At 70.3% G+C, this 22,700-nt stretch carries 20 protein-coding genes; 5 read left to right on the forward strand and 15 right to left on the reverse strand.

Features of this window, described 5'->3' with window-relative positions:
* Window positions 1-100 precede the first annotated feature (100 nt).
* A complete protein-coding gene (locus RWN05_RS07575; protein WP_167620530.1) occupies window positions 101-769 on the forward strand; it encodes an NAD(P)-dependent oxidoreductase in 669 nt (222 codons plus the stop codon).
* A gap of 31 nt (window positions 770-800) precedes the next feature.
* On the opposite strand, the gene RWN05_RS07580 is transcribed toward RWN05_RS07575, so the two are convergent.
* The 3 genes from RWN05_RS07580 to ddaH all read right to left on the reverse strand — a co-directional run bounded on the left by RWN05_RS07580 (window position 801) and on the right by ddaH (window position 2,915).
* On the reverse strand, window positions 801-1,559 hold the full coding sequence (locus RWN05_RS07580; protein WP_071260435.1) for a polyprenol monophosphomannose synthase: 759 nt from the start codon (window positions 1,557-1,559) through the stop codon (window positions 801-803).
* A gap of 114 nt (window positions 1,560-1,673) precedes the next feature.
* On the reverse strand, window positions 1,674-1,907 hold the full coding sequence (locus RWN05_RS07585) for a hypothetical protein (protein ID WP_079003586.1): 234 nt from the start codon (window positions 1,905-1,907) through the stop codon (window positions 1,674-1,676).
* Window positions 1,908-2,033: 126 nt separating this feature from the next.
* The gene (ddaH, locus tag RWN05_RS07590) at window positions 2,034-2,915 is read right to left on the reverse strand and encodes a dimethylargininase (RefSeq protein ID WP_346425808.1); all 882 of its coding nucleotides are present in this window, start codon (window positions 2,913-2,915) and stop codon (window positions 2,034-2,036) included.
* A gap of 162 nt (window positions 2,916-3,077) precedes the next feature.
* Between ddaH and RWN05_RS07595 the strand changes: the two genes are divergently transcribed.
* Together RWN05_RS07595 and RWN05_RS07600 are read left to right on the forward strand one after the other, a co-directional pair.
* Window positions 3,078-3,515 (forward strand): Lrp/AsnC family transcriptional regulator, encoded by a 438-nt coding sequence (locus RWN05_RS07595; RefSeq protein WP_064294884.1) that lies wholly within the window; start codon window positions 3,078-3,080, stop codon window positions 3,513-3,515.
* A gap of 89 nt (window positions 3,516-3,604) precedes the next feature.
* Complete coding sequence (locus RWN05_RS07600; protein WP_079003587.1) at window positions 3,605-3,955, forward strand: GntR family transcriptional regulator; 351 nt, start codon at window positions 3,605-3,607, stop codon at window positions 3,953-3,955.
* A 56-nt stretch (window positions 3,956-4,011) separates the two neighbouring features.
* Here RWN05_RS07600 and RWN05_RS07605 read toward each other — a convergent pair whose 3' ends face one another.
* Window positions 4,012-7,773 carry a bifunctional proline dehydrogenase/L-glutamate gamma-semialdehyde dehydrogenase gene (locus RWN05_RS07605; RefSeq protein ID WP_314139144.1) on the reverse strand — a complete coding sequence of 1,254 codons (3,762 nt, stop codon included), beginning with the start codon at window positions 7,771-7,773 and terminating at the stop codon, window positions 4,012-4,014.
* 139 nt (window positions 7,774-7,912) lie between these two features.
* Between RWN05_RS07605 and RWN05_RS07610 the strand changes: the two genes are divergently transcribed.
* Entirely contained in the window at window positions 7,913-9,700 is a 1,788-nt protein-coding gene (locus RWN05_RS07610) for an NAD(P)/FAD-dependent oxidoreductase (RefSeq protein ID WP_079004055.1), read from the forward strand.
* 29 nt (window positions 9,701-9,729) lie between these two features.
* Here the strand turns inward: RWN05_RS07610 and RWN05_RS07615 are convergent, their stop codons facing one another.
* The 8 genes from RWN05_RS07615 to RWN05_RS07650 form a co-directional block, all read right to left on the reverse strand.
* Window positions 9,730-10,725, reverse strand: a complete 996-nt coding sequence (locus RWN05_RS07615; RefSeq protein WP_240555582.1) for a DNA-3-methyladenine glycosylase — start codon at window positions 10,723-10,725, stop codon at window positions 9,730-9,732.
* A gap of 88 nt (window positions 10,726-10,813) precedes the next feature.
* Window positions 10,814-12,763: a hypothetical protein gene (locus RWN05_RS07620; protein WP_079003588.1), complete on the reverse strand. Its 1,950-nt coding sequence runs from the start codon at window positions 12,761-12,763 to the stop codon at window positions 10,814-10,816.
* 141 nt (window positions 12,764-12,904) lie between these two features.
* Window positions 12,905-13,456, reverse strand: coding sequence for a thioesterase family protein (locus RWN05_RS07625; protein ID WP_079003589.1), 552 nt, complete (start codon window positions 13,454-13,456; stop codon window positions 12,905-12,907).
* 124 nt (window positions 13,457-13,580) lie between these two features.
* A complete protein-coding gene (locus RWN05_RS07630) occupies window positions 13,581-14,015 on the reverse strand; it encodes a hypothetical protein (RefSeq protein ID WP_314139146.1) in 435 nt (144 codons plus the stop codon).
* An 85-nt stretch (window positions 14,016-14,100) separates the two neighbouring features.
* Complete coding sequence (locus RWN05_RS07635; protein WP_314139148.1) at window positions 14,101-15,927, reverse strand: hypothetical protein; 1,827 nt, start codon at window positions 15,925-15,927, stop codon at window positions 14,101-14,103.
* Between the two features lie 69 nt (window positions 15,928-15,996).
* The gene (locus RWN05_RS07640) at window positions 15,997-17,121 is read right to left on the reverse strand and encodes a bifunctional 2-methylcitrate synthase/citrate synthase (RefSeq protein ID WP_314139149.1); all 1,125 of its coding nucleotides are present in this window, start codon (window positions 17,119-17,121) and stop codon (window positions 15,997-15,999) included.
* Between the two features lie 124 nt (window positions 17,122-17,245).
* Window positions 17,246-18,145 carry a methylisocitrate lyase gene (gene prpB / locus RWN05_RS07645; RefSeq protein WP_079004056.1) on the reverse strand — a complete coding sequence of 300 codons (900 nt, stop codon included), beginning with the start codon at window positions 18,143-18,145 and terminating at the stop codon, window positions 17,246-17,248.
* A gap of 31 nt (window positions 18,146-18,176) precedes the next feature.
* The gene (locus RWN05_RS07650; RefSeq protein ID WP_240555583.1) at window positions 18,177-19,700 is read right to left on the reverse strand and encodes an MmgE/PrpD family protein; all 1,524 of its coding nucleotides are present in this window, start codon (window positions 19,698-19,700) and stop codon (window positions 18,177-18,179) included.
* Between the two features lie 256 nt (window positions 19,701-19,956).
* Between RWN05_RS07650 and RWN05_RS07655 the strand changes: the two genes are divergently transcribed.
* Window positions 19,957-20,418: a hypothetical protein gene (locus RWN05_RS07655; protein ID WP_153303549.1), complete on the forward strand. Its 462-nt coding sequence runs from the start codon at window positions 19,957-19,959 to the stop codon at window positions 20,416-20,418.
* 85 nt (window positions 20,419-20,503) lie between these two features.
* On the opposite strand, the gene RWN05_RS07660 is transcribed toward RWN05_RS07655, so the two are convergent.
* The 3 genes from RWN05_RS07660 to RWN05_RS07670 all read right to left on the reverse strand — a co-directional run bounded on the left by RWN05_RS07660 (window position 20,504) and on the right by RWN05_RS07670 (window position 22,671).
* Entirely contained in the window at window positions 20,504-20,836 is a 333-nt protein-coding gene (locus tag RWN05_RS07660; protein ID WP_205847548.1) for a helix-turn-helix domain-containing protein, read from the reverse strand.
* Window positions 20,837-21,016: 180 nt separating this feature from the next.
* Window positions 21,017-21,841, reverse strand: coding sequence for an NAD(P)-dependent oxidoreductase (locus RWN05_RS07665; protein WP_314139150.1), 825 nt, complete (start codon window positions 21,839-21,841; stop codon window positions 21,017-21,019).
* Window positions 21,838-22,671 (reverse strand): enoyl-CoA hydratase/isomerase family protein, encoded by an 834-nt coding sequence (locus RWN05_RS07670; protein ID WP_314139151.1) that lies wholly within the window; start codon window positions 22,669-22,671, stop codon window positions 21,838-21,840. The genes RWN05_RS07665 and RWN05_RS07670 overlap by 4 nt, the downstream gene beginning before the upstream one ends.
* Window positions 22,672-22,700: the final 29 nt, after the last annotated feature.

The raw sequence follows: 22,700 nt of genomic DNA on the forward strand, positions 1-22,700 counted from the left end.
TCCCCGATGCCCTCCGTCGCTCCGTCGGGGACGATGGATCCGTCCGGACGGTCGCAGCACCTGCGCCGTCGGGCCGGTGTTCGACGATCGGGAGGCGACGGTGGCACACCTCCTCGTGATCGGTGGGAGCGGCCGCACCGGGCGGCTCATCATCGGCGAGGCACTGCGCCGCGGCCACTCGGTCACCGCGCTCGTCCGCGACCCCGCCGCCGTCGTCCCCGGCGACCGCCTGACGGTCGTCCAGGGGTCTCCACTGCGGAGTGAGGACGTCGAGGAGGCCATGCGTGGCGCGCAGGCCGTGATCATCGCCCTCAGTAACATCGGCTCGTCCGACTGGCCGTGGGCGCGCCAGGTGAGTCCTCCCGACCTCATCTCGAACGCCGTGCGGGTCGTGACGGATGCAATGCGCTCGCGTGGCCTGCGTCGAATCGTCCTCCTCTCCGCACTCGGAGCCGGCGAGTCGGTCCGGAGCGTCCCCGCCGGCCTGCGGTGGGCGACGCACTTCCTCCGACTCGGCACCGTCTACGCCGATCACGAGCAGGCGGACGCGTTCCTCCGCCGCTCGGAACTCGACTGGACCATCGTGCACCCGACCGTGCTCTCCGCCAGTGACGCCCGACGCCCGGTCGTGTCCTCACCACCGGGGAGCTGGCCGAGCTCGCTCCGCATCCCTCGCTGCGACGTCGCCGCATACCTCGTGGATGCGGTCGACGACGAGGACCTCATCGGCTCTGCCCCGGTCATCTCGTCAGGGCCGCGCCGCAGCTGACGACGAACCCGCCGACGGGCGCCATCGCGACTCAGGAGCCGGCGGCCGCCCGTGACGCTGCAGGACGACGCCCGATGATGCGGTCCGTCAGTTCGCAGACGCCCCACCAGGTGACGCGGAGCATGGCTTCGACGACGATGCCGCTCGTCATCTTGGACGCCCCGAGCGTCCGCTCGGTGAAGGTGATCGGCACTTCGACGATCCGCAGACCGGCGCGGTTCGCGTGCCAGAGCATGTCGACCTGGAAGCCGTAGCCGTGGCTGTGGACCTCGTCGAGCATCAGCCGCCGCAGTGCGTCAGCACTGAACACGCGGTAGCCGCCGGTCACGTCCCGCGCGGGCAGCCGGAGCGCGAACCGGGCGTAGGCACTGCCGACCCGCGAGATGGCCTCGCGATGCTTGGGCCAGTTGACGACGGTGCCGCCCGGGACCCAGCGCGACCCGAGGACGACGTCCGCCTCCGCGGTGGCCGCGAGAAGTGCCGGCAACTGCTCGGGGGCATGGGATCCGTCGGCGTCCATCTCGACCACGTTGCCGAATCCGCGGCCGATCGCCCAGGCGAAACCGGCCTTGTAGGCGGCGCCGAGCCCTTCCTTGCCGGTGCGGTGCAGCACGTGCACCGCGTCGTCCTCGGCGGCGAGACGGTCGGCGATCGCTCCGGTGCCGTCGGGTGAGTTGTCGTCGACCACGAGCACCTCGACGGATGGTGCAGCGGTACGGACGCGCGCGACGATCCTCTCCAGGTTCTCGCGTTCGTTGTAGGTGGGGATGATGACCACCGTGGAATCCATGTGCCGTCCTCGTGTCTGCTCAGCCAGCGTAGCGCGCTGAACAGGACCGTATCGGCGGCCTCCGACCGGACGTCCGGACGCTCAGGAAACGGTCGGCGAACGTCCGGCTGGGGATCAGTTGTTGCTGGCGAAATGCGCCGGGATGAAGATCGCGAGCGCGATCATGAGGATGCCACCCATGAACCAGACGGCCTGCAGGACGTCCGCGCGGAACGCCTCGCCGAACGCCCACATGCCGCCGGCGAACAGGGCGAAGGCGATCACGACCCAGAACCCCGTCGCATCACTCAGGGTGCCGGAGCGTCCTGCGTCGGCGCGGTCGTGGTCACGTCGTTCTCCGGCGTCCATGGGTGCCCTTCCTCAGGTTCAAGCGGTCAGTGCAGGTATACGCCGCGCCACCGGCACCCGCAACCCCTCGACATCGACCCCGGCCCCTGAGACCGCTCCGGTCCGGTCCCTGAGCTTGTCGAAGGGCTAGCCGCGCAGCTCCAGCGTGCAGCACTTCACGCCGCCGCCGCCGAGGAGCAGCTCGGACAGGTCGACGCCGATCGGCGTGTAGCCGCGCTCGCGCAGTTGACGCTCGAACCCGACGGCCCGGGCGGCGATGACGACCTCACGACCGTTCGAGATCGAGTTGAGGCCCAGGACGGCTGCATCCTCGGTGCTCACGTGGATCGCGTCGGGGTAGCGCTGCTCGAGGATGCGGTTGCTCGCCTCGTCGAACGCGGTCGGCAGGTAGGCGATGTTCGCGGGCGAGCCGTCGGCGGGAGCCACCGGGTCGAGTACAGCGATCGCGGTGTCGAGGTGGTAGAAGCTCGGGTTCACGAGGTTGAGGGTCACGACCTCGCGGTCGAAGATGCGCCGCACCTCGTCGTGGCTGCGGGGATCGGTGCGGAAGCCGGTCCCGGCGAGGATGGTGTCGCCGACGAGCATGATGTCGCCCTCGCCCTCGTTCACGAACTCGGGGCGCTCGACGCGGAAGCCGTTCGCCTCGAACCAGTCCATGTAGGCCGGCCCCTCGGGGATGCGCTCCTGGTAGGTGAACTTCGCCCCGTAGGCGGTGCCGTCGAGCGTGAAGCCGCCGTTCGCCGCGAACACCATGTCCGGCAGGCCGTCGAGCGGGTCGATGAGGTCGATCCGGTGGCCGAGATCGAGGTAGGCCTGGTGCAGCTGCTCCCACTGCGACACCGCGAGCGAGGTGTCGGTCGGGTCGTCCGGGTTCATCCAGGGGTTGATCCGGTAGCTGACCGTGAAGCGGTCCGGCCGGCACATGAGGTACCGGCGACGGTTCGCGACGCGGGTGCCGGTCGTGGCGTCCTGCGTGGTGGGGGTGGGGTGGTTGAGCGTCGACGACACGTCGGCCTCCAAACGAGCGAGGGTCGGCGGACGAGGTCCAGGGGCCCGGGGGCACGCCACGTTCATCATTGCATGCGATTCGCAGCGTTTTCACGGAGTTTGGCGCAGGAATACTGCGAAGTGGCAGCTTTTCACGCAATGATTGCGCTTACACTGAGTCTCATGGACAACCTCGACCGCGGCATCATCGATCTGCTCCGACAGAACTCACGCGCCGGCTACGGCGACATCGGCGCGGTCGTGGGCCTGTCGGCCTCAGCGGTGAAGCGACGCGTCGACCGCCTCGTCGCCGACGGGGTCATCCAGTCGTTCACGATCCAGGTCGACCCCACGGTCGACGGCATGCAGACAGAAGCCTACGTCGAACTCTTCTGCCGCGGCACCGTGTCCCCCAACGAGCTGCTGCGGATCCTGTCGGGCGTCCCGGAGGTCGTCGACGCCGGCACCGTCACCGGGAGCGCCGACGCCATCGTGCACATGCGGGCCCGGAACATCCCAGCCCTCGAGGACGCCTTGGAGAAGGTGCGGATCGCCCCCAACGTCGACCACACCCGCAGTGCGATCGTCCTCACCCGCCTCATCCACCGCCACATCGACTGACCCCTCCCCCGGCCCGCGAACGGTCACCAACGCACAGTGCGGCTCGTCGGAAGTCGCCATTCGTGACCGTTCGCGGGCAGGATGGGCGAATGGAGTGGACGATTCAAGCGGGGACCAGTGTGTTCGAGCAGCTGCGGACGCAGGTGATCGAGGCCGTCCGCGACGGGCGGTTGGCGACCGGCGCGAAGCTCCCGACGGTGCGCGGTCTGGCCGACGAGCTGGGGATCGCACCGAACACCGTCGCGAAGGCGTACCGACTGCTCGAGACCGACGGGGTCATCGAGACCCGGGGACGCGCGGGGACCTTCGTGTCAGCGCACGGCGACGCGATCGACCGGCAAGCGCAGCTGGCGGCGGCTGCGTACGCGGACCGCATCCGGGACCTCGGCGTCTCGCCGGAGGACGCCGTGGCGCTCGTGGAGGCCGCGCTCCGCGCCTGACGGCGGCTCGCCCTTCGACAAGCTCAGGGACCGGGGGAACGGACTCAGGGTCAGGGTCAGATGACGCTCTGGGACCACGGATCGGGGTTGCCGAACCGATGCGCGGTGATCGAGATCGCCTGTTCACGCAGGAACGGCAGGAGCTCCACCCGTCCGGCCTGGGTGACCGGTCCACCCCAGATCGCGATCTCGGGATCGCCGCCGAGCACCTCAGCGAGTCGCTTCGCGAGCGGCTCGGGCTCGGAGGCCTCCGTTCCGGGTTCCGCCTCCGCAACCGTCTCGGGACGCGGGCCGACGATCCGCACCCGGGTCGCGACCGGTGGCTCCTGGCCCAGCTCGCCCGTGTCGATCGACCCGCGTGCCGCCATCCGGGTCAGCCACTGCTCGTCGGTCTCGAGCGAAACCGGGATGCTGAGCTCCGACAGCCAGTCGCGCACCTCGCGCGGCAGCCGCCCACCGAGGCTGACGGTGAATCGCGACCGCGACCGCACCGCGGCGATGAGGACCCGCAGCGCGTCGCCCAGGTCGGCCCCCGACGCGACCCGCACCGCGACCGGAACCGGCCGGTAGCGCAGCAGGTTCCGTTCCACGCCGAGCTGCGAGACGTCCTTCACCTCGCCGAACTCGTTCCCCCACGCGATCGCATCACTGAGCGCCGACCGTCGCAGCACGTCGAAGGCTTCGTAGGTGAGCGACGGCTGGGCGGACTCGATGAGCTTCACGATGCGGGTGTCGAGCCCGCGGAGGTGCAGACTGCGGCTCGCCGATCCCGGATCAGGGCGCCACTCGCCGAGCCCGAACAGGTAGTTGGGGCCGCCGGCCTTCGTACCGGTCCCGACCGACGAACGCTTCCACCCGCCGAAGGGCTGGCGCTGCACGATCGCACCGGTGATGCCCCGGTTGACGTACAGGTTGCCCGCCTCGACGGTGTCGAGCCATTCCCCGAGATCGACCGGGTCGAGGGTGTGCAGGCCCGCGGTCAGTCCGTAGGGGGTCGCGTTCTGCAGGGCGATCGCCTCGGTGAGGTTCGCGGCCTGCATGACACCGAGGACCGGTCCGAAGTACTCGGTCACGTGGAAGGGCGAGCCGGGCTGGACACCGGTGCGGACCCCCGGCGACCAGAGGCGCTCGCTCGGCCGGCCGAAGTTGACCGAGGAGTCGTCGAGCAGCTTCGGCTCGACGAGCCACTTCTCGCCGAGGCGCAGCTCGGTGAGCCCGGCGAGGAGCTTCTCCCCCGCCGGCTCGACGATCGGCCCCATCTGCGTCCGCGCATCGGACGGCCAGCCGACCCGGAGCGAGCGGACGGCGTCCTCGAGCTGCCGCAGGAAGCGGTCGGATCGTGCCACTGAGCCGACGAGGATCACGAGCGACGCGGCCGAGCACTTCTGCCCGGCGTGCCCGAAGGCGCTCTTCACGATGTCGGCGACGGCGAGGTCGAGGTCGGCGCTCGGCGTGACGATGATCGCGTTCTTCCCGCTCGTCTCCGCCAGCAGCGGCAGGTCGGCACGCCACCCACGGAACAGCTGCGCCGTCTCGAAGGAGCCGGTCAGGATCACCCGGTCGACGGCCGGGTGGGAGACGAGCCGACGACCGAGTTCACCCTCCGCCACATCGGCGAGCACGAGGAGGTCGCGCGGCACCCCGGCGTCCCAGAGCGCCTCGACGACCACGGCCGCGCACCGCTTCGCCTGTGGAGCTGGCTTGATGATCACGCCACTGCCGGCGGCGAGGGCCGCGAGGACGCCTCCGGCCGGAATGGCGACGGGGAAGTTCCAGGGCGGCGTCACGACCGTGAGCGCGGAGGGGACGAAGCGCGCGCCGTGCACGCTCTCGAGCAGGGGTGCGTTGGCCGCGTAGTAGTGCGCGAAGTCGACGGCCTCGCTCACCTCGGGATCGGCCTCGGCGATCGTCTTGCCGGTCTCGCTCGCCATGACCTCGATGAGGTCCGCCCGACGGGAGGCGAGGACCCGAGCTGCAGCGTGCAGGATGGCGGCCCGTTCGGCGGCGGGGCGGGCTCCCCATCGCTCACCGGCGGTGCGGACCATCGTGATCGTGCGTTCGAGGACACGTGGGTCGTCGATGGCTGCGGCCGCGACCGCGGAGCCACCGAGGGTCGACTGCGGGACGCGCGCCAGGATCGACGCTCCCCACGCCCGGTTCGCCGCGAGCGAGGGGTCGGTGTCTGCGGTGTTCTCGAAGCCCGGGGCGCCGTCGACGACACCACCACGCTCCGAGCGGGCGAAGACCGCCGTCTCGACGTACGCGGAGGAGGGGTCGGCGTGGAAGCGGTCCTCGCCGCCGCTCGATCCGCGTTCCAGCCCGAGGACCTGCTGCGTGAGTCCGGCGTCGGGCGCCTGCGCAGGATCGCGGAAGCGGTCGTCCCCGTCGTTGTCGGACAGCGGTGCCTCCGGGGCCTCCGCGGCGCGGTCCTGCGTCCGGTTGGGGGTAGGCACCTGCCCGGCGGTCTCTCCGAGGGCGTCGACCGAGGCGAGGAACCGACGTCGCTCGCGTGCGAACAGGGTCGGCTTCTCGGCGAGCTCGAACACCGCCGACATGAAGTTCTCCTCGCTGGCGTTCTCCTCCAGACGGCGGACCAGGTAGGAGATCGCGACGTCGAACTCCTTCGGGTTCACGACGGGCGTGTACAGCAGCACCGCCCCGACGTCCCGCTTGATGGCCTCGACCTGACCGGTCGCCATCCCCAGCAGCATCTCGAAGTCCACCCGCTCACGTACACCGCGGTCGCCCGCGAGGAGCCACGCGTAGGCGATGTCGAAGAGGTTGTGCCCGGCGACCCCGACCCGCACGACGTCCGTGTGCGCCGGCGTGAGCGCCCAGTCGAGCACGCGCTTGTAGTTGGTGTCGGTCTCGCGCTTCGATCCGGTCGTCGCGAGCGGCCAGCCGTGGATCGCCGCGTCGACCCGCTCCATCGCGAGGTTCGCGCCCTTCACGAGCCGCACCTTGATGGGCGCGCCACCGGCGGCCACGCGCTGCTTCGACCAGGCGGTGAGCTGCATCATCGCCTCGAGGGCGTCGGGCAGATAGGCCTGGATGACGATGCCGGCCTGGTAGTGCAGCAGCTGCGGCTGGTCGAGGAGTCGGGTGAAGACCGCGATGGTGAGGTCGAGGTCGCGGTACTCCTCCATGTCGAGGTTGATGAAGGTGCCGGTCGCGAGCCCCTCCTCGTAGAGCGGCACGAGGCGACGGACGATGCGGTCGACGACCTGCTCGAACGACCACATGGACAGCTGACTGGCGATCGACGAGACCTTGATGGACACGTAGTCGACGTCGGGGCGCTGCAGGAGCTCGCGGGTGCCGGCGAGCCGTCTCGCCGCCTCGCCCTCGCCGAGGACGGCCTCCCCGAGGAGGTTCAGATTGAGCCGTGAACCGTCGGCGCGCAGCTTCGCGATCGCGTTGCCGAGCTCGCGAGGACGGCTGTCGACGATGAGGTGGCCGACCATGCCCCGGAGGACGCGTCGCGCGGCGGGTACGACGACCCAGGGCAGGACCGGACCGACCAGACCACCCGTGCGGACGGCGGCCTGCTCGTACCAGGGCAGGAACCGCGGCGTCCGACCCGCGAGGGCGGCGAGGGCGTTGCCGGCGACGAGCGGGTCCTCCGGGCGCATGACGCCGTCGACGAACCCGACGGTGAATTCGAGACCGTTGGGGTCGCGCAGCACGCCGGCGAGCCGCTCGGCGGCGGGATCGGTCGGAGCTTCCGCCCCTTCGTCGACCCACCTCGACGCGAGGGCGATCGCACGATCCGCGAGTCCGACCGCTTCGGTGGGACCCTCGTTCGCAACGTTCGCCATGCTGCTCAGCCTATGCTCCGATCCGGCGATCCCAGCTGAGGCTCGCGAGTACACGCCTGGCGGCTGAGGAGCCCGGTCGCCGAGCGCCCTCCCCCGGTCACTGAGCCTGTCGAAGTGCGGCTGCGAATAGGGTGTGGTCATGCATTCCGTCGAGCAGTACGACGCCGTCATCGTCGGCGGCGGGCACAACGGCCTCACCGCCGCCGCCTACCTCGCACGCGCGGGCAAGCGCGTCCTGCTCCTCGAACGCCTCGACCATACGGGTGGAGCAGCCGTCTCGGAACGTCCGTTCCCCGGCGTGGACGCACGTCTGTCCCGGTACTCGTACCTCGTCAGCCTGCTGCCCCAGAGGATCATCGACGACCTCGGGCTCGACGTCCGGCTCGTCCGGCGCCGCTTCTCCTCGTACACGCCCGACCCCGCGAACCCCGGTACGGGTCTCCTGATCGACAACCGTGACGACGACGCCACCGTCGCGTCGTTCGCGTCCATCGGGCATCCGGAGGACGCCGCGGGCATCGCCGAACTGCACCGTCGTATCGGCCACCTGGCCTCGGTGCTCTGGCCGACGGTGCTCGAGCCGCTCCGCAGCCGTTCCGATGCGCGTGACGCGGCGATCGCCGCCGCCGCGGACCTCGGGGTGCCGGCCGCTGAGGTCGCGTCGATCTGGTCGGCGGTGTTCGACGAGCCGATCGGCCGGGCCATCGAGGACGCCGCGCGTTCCGACCTCGTCCGAGGTGTCGTCTTCACCGATGCGCTCATCGGCACCTTCGCCCGCGCCGGCGACCAGACCTTGCAGCAGAACATCTGCTTCCTCTACCACCTGATCGGCGGCGGGACGGGCGACTGGGACGTCCCGGTCGGCGGCATGGGCGCGGTCACGGACGCGCTGCGCCGCGCGGCCGAGGAGGCCGGCGCCGAGATCCGGACGCTCGCCGAGGTGACCTCCATCCAGCCGGAGCACGGGCTCGTCGCCTACGTGGACCTCGCCGCGGAAGCGGAGCTCGAGGCGACCGAACCGATGCCGACGCTCGACCGGTTCCGGCCCCGCCCCGGGGTCGTCGTCCGCGGCGAGTGGATCCTGTCGGGCGCTGCCCCGGCGGTGCTGGAGCGCCTCCTCGACCCGGCGGCGGAGCAGCGGGCGGCCGCGGCCGCATTCGCCGCGTGGTCGGCAGCGCGGGGGACGCCGGTGCAGTGGAGTGGTACCGAAGCGATCCTTCCCACGGTGCCAGCGCCGGAGGACGGTGTCCCGCATCCCGAGGGCGCTCAGGTGAAGGTGAACCTGTTGCTGCGGAGACTCCCGAAGCTCCTCGACCCGGCCGTCGATCCGGCGGCGGCGTTCGGCGGCACCTTCCACATCAACGAGGGCTGGGCCCAGCTGGAGCACGCGTACCTCGAGGCGGAGGCCGGCCGGATCCCCGACCCGCTGCCGTGCGAGATCTACTGCCACACCCTGAGCGACCCGAGCATCCTCTCGCCGGAGCTGCAGGCCTCAGGGGCGCAGACGCTCACCGTGTTCGGCCTCCATGTGCCGCACCGGCTCGCGGTCGCGGCGGACGCGGTCCCCGGCGGCCACGACGCCTTCCGTGACGCACTGCAGGCCGCGGTGCTGCGATCGTTGGACTCGGTGATCGCGGAGCCGATCGAGGACCTGCTGCTGCGCGACGCCGAGGGGCGGCCCTGTATCGAGACGCGGACGACGCTCGACCTCGAGCGCTCCCTGGCGATGCCGGGCGGGAACATCTTCCACGGCCCGCTGTCGTGGCCGTTCCTGGAGGACGACGCCCCGCGGACGACGGCGGCCGAGCGGTGGGGCGTCGCGACGGCGCACCCGCGCGTCCTCCTCTGCGGCGCCGGGGCCCGACGTGGTGGCGCGGTCAGCGGACTCGGCGGGCACAACGCTGCGATGGCCGTCCTGGACGCCTGACCCGCACGCCGGAGAACGCGCTGACGCGCTCAGTGGTGGCGGTGGTCCTGGATGGTGATCTTCGGGCCGCGACGCGGCTTGTGGATGCCGCTCCGGCCGATGAGCCGCAGCACCCGCTGCCGGTGACCAGCCCAGGGTGCGAGCAGCTCGAGCATGCCGTCGTCGTCCACGGGTGAGCCGGTGAGCGCCTGACCCACCGAGGCTGCGAGGTGGTAGTCGCCGACACTCACGGCGTCGGGGTCGCCGTGCGCTCGGAGCGTCACCTCGGCGGCCGTCCATGCGCCGATGCCTGGCAGGCTCTGGAGGCGCCGTGACGCGTCATCGGGGTGCTCGTCGATCGTCCGCTCGATCGCGGCGGCGAGTCGCGACGACCGCACGACCGTCTCCGACCGTTGCGGCCCGACACCCGCCGTGTGCCACTCCCAGCTCGGAACCATCCGCCAGGTCTCGGCGGACGGCGCGACGACCATGCCCTCGGGTGCCGGCCCTGGTGCCGGGTCACCGTGCCGCCGCACGAGCAGGCGCCACGCACGCCACGCTTCGAGTGCGGTCACCTTCTGCTCGAGGATCGACGGCACGAGCATCTCGAACACGAGCCGGTTGCGGCTCAACCGCAACCCCGGGTTCCGTCGGGACACCTCGGTGAGGAGCGGGCTCCGGCTCACGTCGAGCTCCGACCAGTCGTCGTCGCGCCCCAGCAGCTCAGGCACGCCGGCGATCATCCACTCGGCTCCCGGGCCCCAGGCGGTCGCCTCGACCCTGCCGTCGCGGACCGTCGAGACGTACAGCGTCGCGCCACCGTGCGGTGTCCGCGCCGTCAGCCAGACCCCGCCAGGCGTACGGCGGTAGCAGGGTCCGTCGCCTCCCCGGGCGATCAGCCGCAGGGTGCCGTGGACGTCGAGTGGACCGCTCGGGCGGTACACCGTCCGCATCGGCTCCGCCTCGCGCGACACCGATCCGGTCGGCTGCAGCGCGGCCTCGACGGAGGACAGTGATGGAGCGGCGAACGATGCAGAGGCGGACATGGTGGTCACCCTACGTGGTGACCACCGACATCCGGCGACGCCGACGGCGGCTGAGGATCGCGAGGACGCCCCGACCGCCGCCGATCCGCTATCGCACCAAGCGGAAGTCATACCCGGCCTGATCGATGAACGTTCCGTTCACGCGTTGCTCGACGCGTCCGCCCTGGTAGCGGCCCGGGAGGTAGTCCCGACTCCATTCGACGGTCCACGAGCCCGAGGAGTCGGCCTTCGTCGTCCCGAGTCGGGTGCCCCAGGCTCCGATGATCTCGATGTCGGCCAGCGGTGTCGCCGTGCCGGTGAACACGGGCCGCGTACCGGTGAGGGTGTCGCCGATCCTCGGCGACGTCACCCTGAGGACGGATGCGACGGTGAAGTCGTAGACGGAGCGGTGCGTCTCGACGCCGCCGATGATCTGTCGGACGGTGCCACCCGCGTACCGGGCGGGGAGCAGCGACTTGTTCCAGCTGATCGTCCAGCGTCCACTCGCAGCGACGGCCTCGGTGGTGCCGACGAGATCGCCCCATGCGCTCCAGATCTCGAGCCTCGCACCGGGCTGTGCCGTGCCGCTGAACACGGGCACCGACGAGGAGATGACGCCACCGCTCGCGGGCGACTCCACGACAAGCGGTGCGACGACCGCGCGGGCGGCCACGGTGAAGTCGTACGGCGCGCGAGACTGCTCCACCCCGTCGATCTCCTGGCGCACGGAGCCGCCGCTGTACCGACCGGGGGTCAGGCTCTTGTTGATCGGCGCCGCCCAGCGATGGTCGTCTCCGACCTCGGCTGCAGCGATCTCCGTACCCCAGGCACCGATCACCCGGATGGTCGCGCCCGGCTCTCCACGACCGCTGAACACCGGGTCTGCGGTCTCGATGGTCTCCCCAATGGCGGGCGAAAGCAGGGTGACGTCCTCGACCGGGCCCGGCTCGGGCATGGGCTCCCGATAGGTGAACCGGAGCGGTGCCGTGGTGCGCTGTTCCCCGAAGACCTGCGTCGCGGTCGCGGTGTACGCGCGCGGCTCGAGCGTCCGGAGTGACTGCTGACTCCAGGCGCCGCTTCCGTCCACCTCGACGTCGACCAGCGTCACACCCGTCGTGTCATCGAGGACGGTCACCCGCGCGCCCGGTTCTCCGAGACCGGAGAACACCGGACGCGGATCGTCCACCGTGGCGTCGAGTGCGGGCGTTCGGACCGTCACCGCTGTGACGACGCGGTAGGTCAGCGACCAGTTCGCGGTCGAGTCGTCAGAGCGTTGACGAACGGTGCCGGACTGCGCTCCGGGCGCGAGATCGCGGGTCGGAACGGCAGACCAGGTGCCCTCTGCGGTGACGGTCGCCGTGGCGAGTGGTCCGCCGGACGAGTCGAGGACCTCGACGACCGCATCGGGCGTGCCTCGCCCGCTGAACACGGGACGTGGCTCCCGGACGACGGACCCGGGCGTCGGCGCTTCGAGGGTGACCGGGATGGCGACGGGGACGGGATCGAGTCCCTCCGGGGTGACCCGGTCGGCGTCCACGACCGAGCCGAACCCGCCCACGGCCAGCCTGCCGTCGAACTGACGGAGGAAGCCACCTGCTCCGCCGTTCGAGACGAGGCCGTATCCGCTGACACGGTCGTTCGCGAAGACCTCCCAGCCCCATTGCTGCGCGGTCGAGCCGGTGCAGACCGCCGGGTACACGTACTTGTAGGCCTGCGACGGATCAGGCTGGAGGCACCTCGTGACGCCTCCGACCGTGGTCATGACCGGACCGGACGCGTCCACCGACGGGAACGTCCAGCGGCCGGATGCGGCGAGCGCCTGGTCGAGCGTGGCGTGCAGCGTCACCCTGGCCGGGTTCAGGACGTCCGTCGAGCCACCGACCGCAAAGAAGGCGTCCGAGCCGGAGGGGAACGCCTGGCCGACGAACCTGCCCTCGACCGAGGACACCGCCGGGGTCGTGTCAGGCGCCGGCTCGGTGGCCCGGGCGGCCGGACCGGTGAGCAGACTCACCGTCATGCCGAGCAGACTGACGATGGCGATGGGGATGGGGAGTTTCATGGGCGACCTTTCGCAAGGGTGCGCCCGAGACGACCCGAGGGAGGGCCGTCCGGACGCACCGGCGGAGCGTTCGCGAACGAACGCGGTCAGCCTACAAGTATTCCAGTTGCTTAATCCAGTATGTCGACCAACTCTTCCGGTTCACCAGTCGCTCGGTGCCGACGCCTTCGTGGGCGGCAGGGCCACATCCCTCGCCCACTGCGCCTGCCATGCAGGGAGGTCGGTTGGAGCCGGGCCGGTGAGCTCGATGAGTTCCGAGAGCGCCACCACGCCGCCCGAGCGCTTGAGGAACCGACCTCGGACGAGGGCTTGCGTGTAGATCTCCCCGCCCACGACCACCCGGTGTTCGATGAACACGCCCTTGTCGTCATAGCCCGTCACGCGGGTCTCGACGGTGAAGCGCTGCCAGGGCTGCAGCGATTTCCGGAACGTGATGCTCTCACTCGACACCACCGGGTACCAGCCCAGGTGCTTGAAGCGATCCCAGAGTCCGTTCCGGATCAGGAGGTCGAACCGGCCGAGGTCGAAGATCGACAGGTAGACACCGTTGTTCATGTGGCCGAGGACGTCGAGGTCGGTCGGCAGCACGCTCAACCGGATCCGTCCGACGTCCCAGGTGTCGAGGCGCTCGCCGCGGCGGGCTCGACGGCGGGACTGCAGGAACATGGCGATGGTGCGGAAGATGAGGTGCACGGATGCGACCGTATCCCGCCGGCGCGGCGTCGTGCACCACGGTTGTCCCGACTCGACAACACCCGGGTCCTGGGACGCCTGGCGACGTGTGGCGTCCGACACACCTGGGCCGGATCGCCGACGGTCAGTCAGCGGCGACGGTGTTGCCCTCCCCACTGTCGGTGACCACCGGCGCCGACGAGGTCGCGACCTTGTTGCCGTTGGCTCCCTCGACGAACGTGACGTTGTCGACGGTCGAGACGTTCACGAGGGTGATGGAGCTGTTGAACGAGAGGTTCACGACGGCTCCCGTCACGGTCACGATGCTGTTGGAGGCCTCCACGACGACGTTCTCGCAGTCGCCGTCGATGGTCACGATCGAGCTGTCGTCGACGATGGTCGCCGTGCCGTCGACGCACTCATCGGTGACGTCGGGGATCGTGTACTCGGAACCGGTGGTGGACTCGGCGGCAACCGTCGGTGACGCGCTCGTCGTCGACGTCGCATCCGCGTCGGAGCATCCGGTGAGGGCGATGACGGCGAGGCCCGCGGCGGCGAGGAGGGTGGGTTGCTTGGGCATGGGTGCTCCTTCGGAGGCTCGGTAGGGGGAGGCAGGAGCCGCCGGCCCGGTGCAGTGACACCGGGCCGGCGGCCCGATGGTCAGCTCACTGGGTGAGGGTGAAGTCGTACCCGGACGAGGCGATGACCTTGCCGCCGACGGTCTCGGTCACGGTGCCGCCGAAGTACCGCGCCGGGAGATAGTCACGCGGCCAGGTGATGGTCCACTCCCCGGTCCGTGGGTCGGCGATCGCGGAGCCGAGGTCGGTGCCCCACGCGCCCGTGATCTGCACCCGCGCCCCCGGGTTCGCCGTACCGGTGAACACCGGCCTGGTGCCGGTGAGGGTGTCGCCGACTCTCGGCGAGGTGACGACGAGTCGAGGCTGGACGATCGTGAAGTCGTAGACGAAGGTGTGCGTCGGTACCCCGTCCACGAACTGCTTCACGGTGCCTCCGGCATACCGGCTCGGCAAAAGGCTCTTGTTCCATGTGATCGACCAAGCACCGCTCGCGTCGACCCGCTCCACTGAGCCGAGGACGTCGCCCCACGCGCCACGGATCTCGATGCGCGACCCCGGCTCGCCGGTCCCACTGAATACGGGGGTCGTCTCACTGATCGTCTCGCCGCGCCTCGGCGACTCGACCACCAAGGGGGCGATCGGCTCGTCCGGTGCCCTGACGATGTTCGCCGTGAAGTCGGCGATCGTGATGCGGGAGGAACCGTAGGTGACCTTGCCGCCCGTGGCCTCGCCGACGGGAGCGTCGTCGTTCGCCCGCAGCGTGAACCTCAGCGTGGTCGCGCCGACCGGCAAGACACCCCCGATGCCCAACGCGTCGAGTGTGAAGGCCGGGTGGTCGACCGCAGTGATCCGCGTGTTCGCCGGGTGGTAGACGTCGATGCGCTGACCACCGGCATCGGCGTTGAACGTCGCCTCCACCTCCACGGACTGACCGGGGGCGAGCGTCGGCGTGGGGATCGAGGCGCCGGGCGCGAGCGGCGACGGGACCGTGAAGTCGAAACGCACCTGGACATCCGAACCGGTCCCGCTCTGGGTCGCGGTGCCCGTGTAGCGGCCGGGCTCGAGCTGGATCGACGGAACCGACCAGGACGTCGAGTCCAGGGGGACACTGGTGCTCGCGAGCAGGGCCTGCGCGTCGGTGCGGATCGAGATGGACGATCCGGGCTGCCCGATACCGCTGAACGTGGGGGACGGCGTGTCCACCGTGGCGCCGATCGCCGGCGTACGCAGTTCGAACGGCTCGATCGGGGCCAGCTGCGACTCCACGACGACGTCGGTGAGCGCGTCCATCGTGAGCTCGACGAAGGTGTCGGTGTCGGTCCCACCCAGGGAGTACCGACTCGACACCGGGTACAGCGCGTAGCCGGCGACCCACGTGTTCGAGACGTAGCGCCACTCGAAGTCCTGCGACGGGGAACCGGTGCACGTCCGGGCTGCGACGAACGCCCGGGAGCCGTCGCCGGCGGGCGTCAGGCAGAGCGTCGAGGAGGCTCCCACGCCGGTGATCGGCCCGGCCGCACCGACGGAAGGGAGGGAATACGTTCCCGCGAGCGACGCTGCTCCGCCCACCGAGGACGAGTACAGCCGCTGGACGTTCCGACCCGACTCCGGCGCGGAGAGCCCGACGTACGCCGAGGATCCACTGGACCGGTTCTGCAGGACGAGCTTGCCGATCACCCTCGAGGTGCCTGCCGAAGGGGCCACGGCGTCCGGCGCACCGGGGACGTCCCCGGTGCCGAACGCGTCACGGGGTCCGTCGTCGTGCTCCTGGGGGTCGGCGATGGAACCGACGGGCGGAGCGGCGGACGCCGGGACCGGGACTCCCACCGCGGTGAGCAGGATGGTCGCAGCGGCCAGGGCCGAGAGCGTGGATCGCAGGAGCAAGGAGCGCGGAGCACGAATCAGAGCAGTCACGAGGACCGAGGCTACTCATCTGGAATATCGCCATGGGGGCTGCCGCCGAATCTGTGGAGAACTCGTCCCTCAGTCGGTCGGCACGTGCCGCTCGTCGGACCCGACGTACTCGGACAGCGGACGGATGAGCGCGTTCGACGCGAGCTGCTCGGCGATGTGCGCCGTCCACCCGACGATCCGAGCGGCGACGAACAGCGGCGTGAACGTGGCCGTGTCGAACCCGATCAGGTTGTACGCCGGGCCCGAGGGGTAGTCGAGGTTCGGCTTGATGTTCTTCCGCGCGACCATGTCCGCTTCGAGCGTCGTGTACAGCTCGAGGATCTCGGGCTTGCCGTAGTGCTCGGCGAGCCGCTCGAGCGCCATGAGCATCGTCGGCACGCGCGAGTCGCCGTTCTTGTAGACCCGGTGTCCGAAGCCCATGATCTTGCGCTTCTCGGCGAGCGCCGCGTCGAGCCAGGCGCTGGCCTGGTCAGCCGTCCCGATCTCGTCGAAGACGTGCATGACGGCCTCGTTCGCCCCACCGTGCAGGGCGCCCTTGAGCGCGCCGATCGCTCCGGTGACCGCCGAGTACAGGTCGCTGAGGGTCGAGGTGATGACCCGGGCGGTGAACGTCGACGCGTTGAAGGAGTGCTCCGCGTAGAGGATCATCGACACGTCGAACGCGTCGACGACGACCGGATCGGCCTCTTCGCCGAAGGTCATGAAGAGGAAGTTGGCGCTGTAGCCGAGGTCGTCGCGCGGCGGGACGAGCTCGAGGCCGTGGCGGCGGCGCTGGTCGTACGCGACGATCGCGGGCAGCTTCGCGTACAGGCTCGCGGCCTTCACCGCGTTGGCCTCAGGGGTGTTCGTCTCGGCGGTCGGATCGTTCGCACCGATCACGCTGACCGCCGTCCGGAGGGCGTCCATCGGGTGGCTCGTCGTCGGGAGGAGGTCGATGGCCGCCTTGACGTTGTCGTCGAGTGCGCGCTGGCCCCGCTCCGACGACGTGAACTCCGCGAGTTCGGCCCCCGTGGGCAGTTCACCGTTCCAGAGCAGGTACGCGACCTGCTCGAAGCTGCAGTGCTCGGCGAGCTCCTGGACCGGATACCCGCGGTAGAGCAGCGAGTTCGTCTCCGGGTTCACCTTCGAGACGCTCGTCACGTCGACGACGACGCCGGCGAGACCCTTCTTGATGTCGCTGGTCGCTTCGGTCATGCGTTGCTCCTTTGCGTACTGCCTGCGCGCGTCCTGCGCGCGTCGGTCGAGCTTGGCACCCGGCTCGCCCCTCGACAAGCTCGGGGAGCGGAGACCCAGGTGGTGTTCACCGGTGAGGGGACGCCTACCGGTCGATGGTGAAGTTGAAGACCGAGGTGTCGAAGCGGTTGTAGCCCTCGTAGTCGATCAGTTCGTAGAGGTCGGCACGGTGCTGCATCTCACCGAGCTTGCTCGTGAGCGAGCCCTCGTCGTTCAGCGTGTCGAGCGCGCGACCCGCGGCGCCCATCGCGATGCGGAGGAGCGACACCGGCCAGATGACGAGGTTCACGCCCACATCGGCGAGCTGCTGACTCGTGAACAGCTCGCTCTTGCCGAACTCCGTCATGTTGGCGAGGATCGGCACGTCGACCGCGTCGCGGACGGCGGCGAACTCCTCGAGCGACCGCATCGCCTCGGGGAAGATCGCGTCGGCTCCGGCGTCGACGAGCTGCTTGGCCCGGTCGATCGCGGCGTCGAGCCCGTCGACGGCGGCGATGTCGGTGCGCGCCATGATGAGCAGGTTCGCATCGCGCCGAGCGTCGACGGCGGCACGGATCCGGCCGAGTGCGGTGGAGGTGTCGACGACCTGCTTGCCGTCGAGGTGGCCGCAGCGCTTCGGGTTGACCTGGTCTTCGATGTGGAGCCCGGCGAGCCCGGCGTCCTCGATCTCCTGGACGGTGCGCGCGACGTTCATCGGCTCCCCGAAGCCGGTGTCGGCGTCGACGATCGCGGGCAGCTCGGTCATCCGGGCGATCTGCTTGGCGCGAGCGGCGACCTCGGTGAGGGTCGTCAGTCCGATGTCGGGCAGCCCGAGGTCGGCGGAGAGCACCGCGCCGGAGATGTAGACGCCGTCGAAGCCCTTCTGCTCGATGAGCCTCGCCGAGAGCGGGTTGAACGCGCCCGGGAAGCGCAGCAGCTCACCGGTGGCGAGTCGCTCCCGGAACAGCCGGCGCTTCTCTGCCGGCGTGGTCTCGCTGTACAGCATCAGCACGGTCCCTTCTGGAGGTCGGCCGGCATCAGAACAGGCCGGCCGGGTGGGGTGCCGAGGCGAGGACCCCGGAGGCGGCCTGGATGCTCAGCTGCTTGACCTCGTCGGCGTCGAGCTCCGGGAGGCGTTCGGCGAGCGCGAGGAAACGCTCGATCTCCTCCGCATCGAGGACGTCGGCGGCGAGCGTGCGGAACTTGTGGATGTAGTCGGCGCGTGCGAACGGCCGGGCTCCGAGCGGGTGGGCGTCGGCGACGGCGATCTCGTCGACGATGGTCGACCCGTCCGTGAGCGTGATCTCGATGCGCCCGCCGAACGCCTGTTCGGCCGGGTCGAGCGAGTGGTAGCGGCGCGTCCACTCAGCGTCCTCCGCCGTCGAGATCCGGTGCCACAGCTCGACGGTGTCGGCGCGGGTGGCACGTTCGGGACGGTAGGAGTCGACGTGGTGCCACGCGCCGTCCTGCAGCGCCACCGCGACGATGTAGGGGATGGAGTGGTCGAGCGTCTCGCGCGACGCCGTCGGGTCGTACTTCTGCGGGTCGTTCGCGCCGGAGCCGATGACGTAGTGCGTGTGGTGCGAGGTGTGGAGGACGATGCGGTCCACGGCTCCGGGCACGAGGACTTCAGGGTGCTCGTGGTGCAGCTTGCGGGCGAGGTCGATCCACGCCTGCGCCTGGTACTCCGCCGAGTGCTCCTTCGTGAAGGAGTCGAGGATCGCGAGCTTCGGCTCACCGGCGCCGGGCAACGGGACGTCGTAGGAGGCGTCGGGGCCGTCGAGCAGCCAGGCGACCACGCCGTCCTCGCCCTCGTAGATCGGTGACGGGCTGGTCTCGCCGCGCATCGCCCGGTCGACGGCCTCGACCGCCATCTTGCCGGCGAATGCGGGAGCGTGCGCCTTCCAGGTGGAGATCTCGCCCTTGCGCGACTGGCGAGTGGCCGTCGTGGTGTGGAGTGCCTGGCCGATCGCCTGGTGGATGGTGGCCTGGTCGAGGCCGAGCATCGTGCCGATGCCGGCCGCGGCGCTCGGGCCGAGGTGTGCGACGTGGTCGATCTTGTGTCGGTGCAGGCTGATCGCCTTCGCGAGGTCGATCTGGATCTCGTAGCCGGTCGCGATCCCTCGAACGAGGTCGGCGCCCGTGCAGCCGACGTGCTGGGCCACCGCGACGATGGGCGGGATGTTGTCGCCCGGGTGCGAGTACTCGGCGGCGAGGAAGGTGTCGTGGAAGTCGAGCTCGCGCACGGCGACGCCGTTGGCCCAGGCGGCCCATTCCGGGGAGACGCGGCGGGCGAGGTCGGGCCCGAACACCGTGGCACCGTCGCCGCCGGTGCTGACGGGGTGGCTGAGCGCCTGGGCGCGAGCCGAGGAGACGGGCCGGCGCGTGAGCGAGGCGGCTGCGACGGCGGCGTTGTCGATCACCCGGTTGATGATCATGTCGACGACCTCGGGCGTCACCTCCACCGGATCGGTCGCGACTCGGGCGAGCTGCCAGGCGAGCTGTCCTTCGCGGGCGAGGTTCTCGTCGCTGCGATGGACGCGCAGGTGGTGCTGGATCACGGGTGTTCCTTTCGGGTGCGGCCCGTCCGAGTGTGCTGCGGGGCGTCGCATCCTCCAGCCTACGCCCGCGGGTCCGTCGCGCCGCAGCAGGAGAACCGCCTGGGAACAGGACATTTCGCGTGGAACGGTCCTGCTGTCGCGCCGATCTCCTGGCATCTCGTTCTCCGCATTCACCCAGCCCGCGTACACCGCGCATACGGCGGCCGCGGCCAGAGTGACACGCATACCGACCCCTGACGAACCGAAGGAGACGACCGTGCCGATGCACACCCCTGGGGTACCGCAGACCCCGCACCTGTTCGGCGACGTGGTTCGAGCCGAGGCGCTCCACTACACCGAACTGTTCGCGGAGAAGCCGTTCGTGCCGGCCCTGCTGCTGTACTGCTCGAACGGCGCGTACCGCATCCTGTCGCCGGGCGAGGACCACCCCGGCAGTTACGTCGCCGAGGGGCCGCTGTCCGCTGAGCGGGTGCGCGTGAACTTCATCTCGTGGCCGTCCGAGGACTGGAACCGGAACGTCGCCTTCCACGTGCTCGACTTCGACCGGACGACCGGAGGGTTCACCCAGCGGCTGCGACTCCCGGGCGATCCCGAGCCGAAGCACCAGGCCGGCCGCCACACCGCGGTCACCGACCTCGGTGGCTGGGATGCGGACACGACGTGGGAGACGGCCGAGCCGCTCCTCCGCGAGACCTTCGAGGCACTCGCCCGCGGCTGACGGAGGGAGCGGTGGGCCGAGCGAGCGGCAGGCCGTCACCGGACGGGACGAAGCACCGTGTCCGGACGACCGCCGACGGTCGGGGTCAGGCGGCGAGCAGCTGCGGGTCGGCCGCCGGGCGCAGCGGAGTGATCGTCGCATCGGCGAGCGCATCCTCGGCCAGCGGCAGGTCGACGACGATCGGAGCCGCCGCGGTCTCGAAGCGGTCCGCGATGTCGAACATGAGCGCGTCGAGGCGGGTGCGGAGCGCGTCGGCGATGGTCACCACCACCTCGGAGGAGGCGTCCTTCCGGCCGCGTTCGATCTCCGACAGGTAGGGCGTCGAGACGGCTGCGGCGGTCGCGACGTCCTGCAGGGTGCGCCCCTGTTCGAGTCGACGCGTGCGCAGGGCCGCGCCGAGGGCTTCGCGGTACAACATGGCGACTCCTTCCGGCTGCGGGCGCGGGCTCCGTGACCGCGTGTTCTCACTGTAGGCGCGGGCCGGCCAGGCTCGGGGAGCACGCGTTCTGCCGTCAGCGGACAGCATTGCCCTTCGACAAGCTCGGGGACCTACACGCCCGCCCTTCGACGAGCTCAGGGACCGATGCCGAGGGCACCGCTACAGGAAGATGTCGGGGTAGAGCTCCGACTCGTCGACGCCCGGTGAGTACTTCGCGAGGTCGGTGACCCCGGCCTCCGCGAGGACGTCCTCCACGATGAGCGACCGACCCGTGAGCTCACGCGCCGACGCCGTCAGGACCTCGTAGGCCGCGTCGGCGTAGATCTCCGGGGTGCGACTCTTCGCCAGGAGGGCCTCGCCGCCGAGGATGTTGCCGACCGCCGCCGTCTTGATCGTCGTCTTCGGCCAGAGCGTGTTCGCGGCGATGCCGTCGCGTCCGAACTCGGCCGCGAGACCGAGCGTCACCATCGACATGCCGTACTTCGCGAGTGTGTAGCCGGTGTGCGCGCCGAGCCACTTCGGATCGAGGTTGAGCGGCGGTGACAGCGACAGGATGTGCGGGTTCTCCGCGTCCTTCAGCATGGGGATGGCCGCCCGCGACAGCATGAAGGTGCCCCGCACGTTCACGTCCTGCATGAGGTCGTACCGCTTCGCGTCGAGATCGAGGGTCCGAGCGAGGCTGATGACGCTCGCGTTGTTGACGACGATGTCGATGCCGCCGAACTCACCGGCGGTCTCGAACACGGCCCGTGTCATGTCGTCGTCGTTCCGGACGTCACCGAGGATCGGGAGCGCCTGCCCACCGGCCTCGCGGATCGCGTCCGCTGCGGTGTGGATCGTCCCCTCGAGGCGGGGATCGGGGGTGTCGGTCTTGGCGAGGATCGCGACGTTCGCACCGTCGCGGGCGGCACGCAGGGCGATCGCGAGGCCGATGCCGCGGCTGCCGCCCGACATGAGGATGGTCTTGCCGGCGAGGGTGGTCATGCGGTGGGCTCCTTCGGGGTGGTGGTGGTCGACGCAGCCGAGCGTTTCGCCGACGCGGCGGCGAACGCCGCGACGCGCGCGACCGACTCGGGTGTCTCGATCGCCGCACCGATCGTGCGGGCTTCGTCGTCGAGGGCATCCTGATAGCCGCGGCCGACGCTCTCGCGCAGCAGCCGCCGCGCCTGACCGAACGCGGCCGTGGCTCCGGCCAACCAGAACGCGGCCACCTCGCGGGCACGGGCGTCGAGATGCTCGGCGGGGACCACCTCGGTCACGAGCCCCCAGTCGAGTGCTTCGTCCGCGCTCAGCATCCGCGGCCCGAGGGTGAGCTCGAGCGCCCGACGCATGCCGACCGCCTCGGGCAACAGGGTGCTCACGCCGCAGTCGGGCGTGAGGCCGATGTCGGCGTACTTACTGACGAACTTCGCCCGGTCGGATGCGATGATCACGTCGGCGACGAGCATGAACCCCAGTCCGCCGCCGGCGACGGCGCCCTGGACGGCGGCGACGATCGGCTTCGCGACCGATTGCAGCGTCCGATGGCCCTCGTGGATGATGTCGGCGAGCTCGGTGACGAAGGCGCCCGTCGATCCTGCGCTGCCGTCACCCATCCGCGACATCGCGAGGACGTCGCCGCCCGCGCAGAACGCGGGTCCGTTGGCGTCGAACAGGACCGCCCCGACGTCGTCGCGCTCCGCGATCTCGAGGGCGAGGTCGCGCCACCGTCTGGCCGCACGGTCGTCGATCGCGTTGAGGCTCGCGGGCCGGTTGAGCGTGAGGTGCGCGAGGCCGTCGCTCACCTCGAAGAGGATGGTGTCGTCGCTGGTCACGGAGTGGCTCCTTGGTCGGTGGATGGGTT

The sequence above is a fragment of the uncultured Plantibacter sp. genome (genome assembly GCF_963518075.1).
GTDB classification, from domain to species: domain Bacteria; phylum Actinomycetota; class Actinomycetes; order Actinomycetales; family Microbacteriaceae; genus Plantibacter; species Plantibacter flavus_A.

What these genes read in the sequence shown, in the direction of transcription:
- RWN05_RS07580 (WP_071260435.1), bottom strand. Translation starts at nt 1,559, where the DNA reads ATGGATTCCACGGTGGTCATCATCCCCACCTACAACGAACGCGAGAAC.
- RWN05_RS07585 (WP_079003586.1), bottom strand. Translation starts at nt 1,907, where the DNA reads ATGGACGCCGGAGAACGACGTGACCACGACCGCGCCGACGCAGGACGC.
- RWN05_RS07595 (WP_064294884.1), top strand. Translation starts at nt 3,078, where the DNA reads ATGGACAACCTCGACCGCGGCATCATCGATCTGCTCCGACAGAACTCA.
- RWN05_RS07600 (WP_079003587.1), top strand. Translation starts at nt 3,605, where the DNA reads ATGGAGTGGACGATTCAAGCGGGGACCAGTGTGTTCGAGCAGCTGCGG.
- RWN05_RS07605 (WP_314139144.1), bottom strand. Translation starts at nt 7,773, where the DNA reads ATGGCGAACGTTGCGAACGAGGGTCCCACCGAAGCGGTCGGACTCGCG.
- RWN05_RS07610 (WP_079004055.1), top strand. Translation starts at nt 7,913, where the DNA reads ATGCATTCCGTCGAGCAGTACGACGCCGTCATCGTCGGCGGCGGGCAC.
- RWN05_RS07615 (WP_240555582.1), bottom strand. Translation starts at nt 10,725, where the DNA reads ATGTCCGCCTCTGCATCGTTCGCCGCTCCATCACTGTCCTCCGTCGAG.
- RWN05_RS07620 (WP_079003588.1), bottom strand. Translation starts at nt 12,763, where the DNA reads ATGAAACTCCCCATCCCCATCGCCATCGTCAGTCTGCTCGGCATGACG.
- RWN05_RS07630 (WP_314139146.1), bottom strand. Translation starts at nt 14,015, where the DNA reads ATGCCCAAGCAACCCACCCTCCTCGCCGCCGCGGGCCTCGCCGTCATC.
- RWN05_RS07640 (WP_314139149.1), bottom strand. Translation starts at nt 17,121, where the DNA reads ATGACCGAAGCGACCAGCGACATCAAGAAGGGTCTCGCCGGCGTCGTC.
- prpB (WP_079004056.1), bottom strand. Translation starts at nt 18,145, where the DNA reads ATGCTGTACAGCGAGACCACGCCGGCAGAGAAGCGCCGGCTGTTCCGG.
- RWN05_RS07660 (WP_205847548.1), bottom strand. Translation starts at nt 20,836, where the DNA reads ATGTTGTACCGCGAAGCCCTCGGCGCGGCCCTGCGCACGCGTCGACTC.
- RWN05_RS07665 (WP_314139150.1), bottom strand. Translation starts at nt 21,841, where the DNA reads ATGACCACCCTCGCCGGCAAGACCATCCTCATGTCGGGCGGCAGCCGC.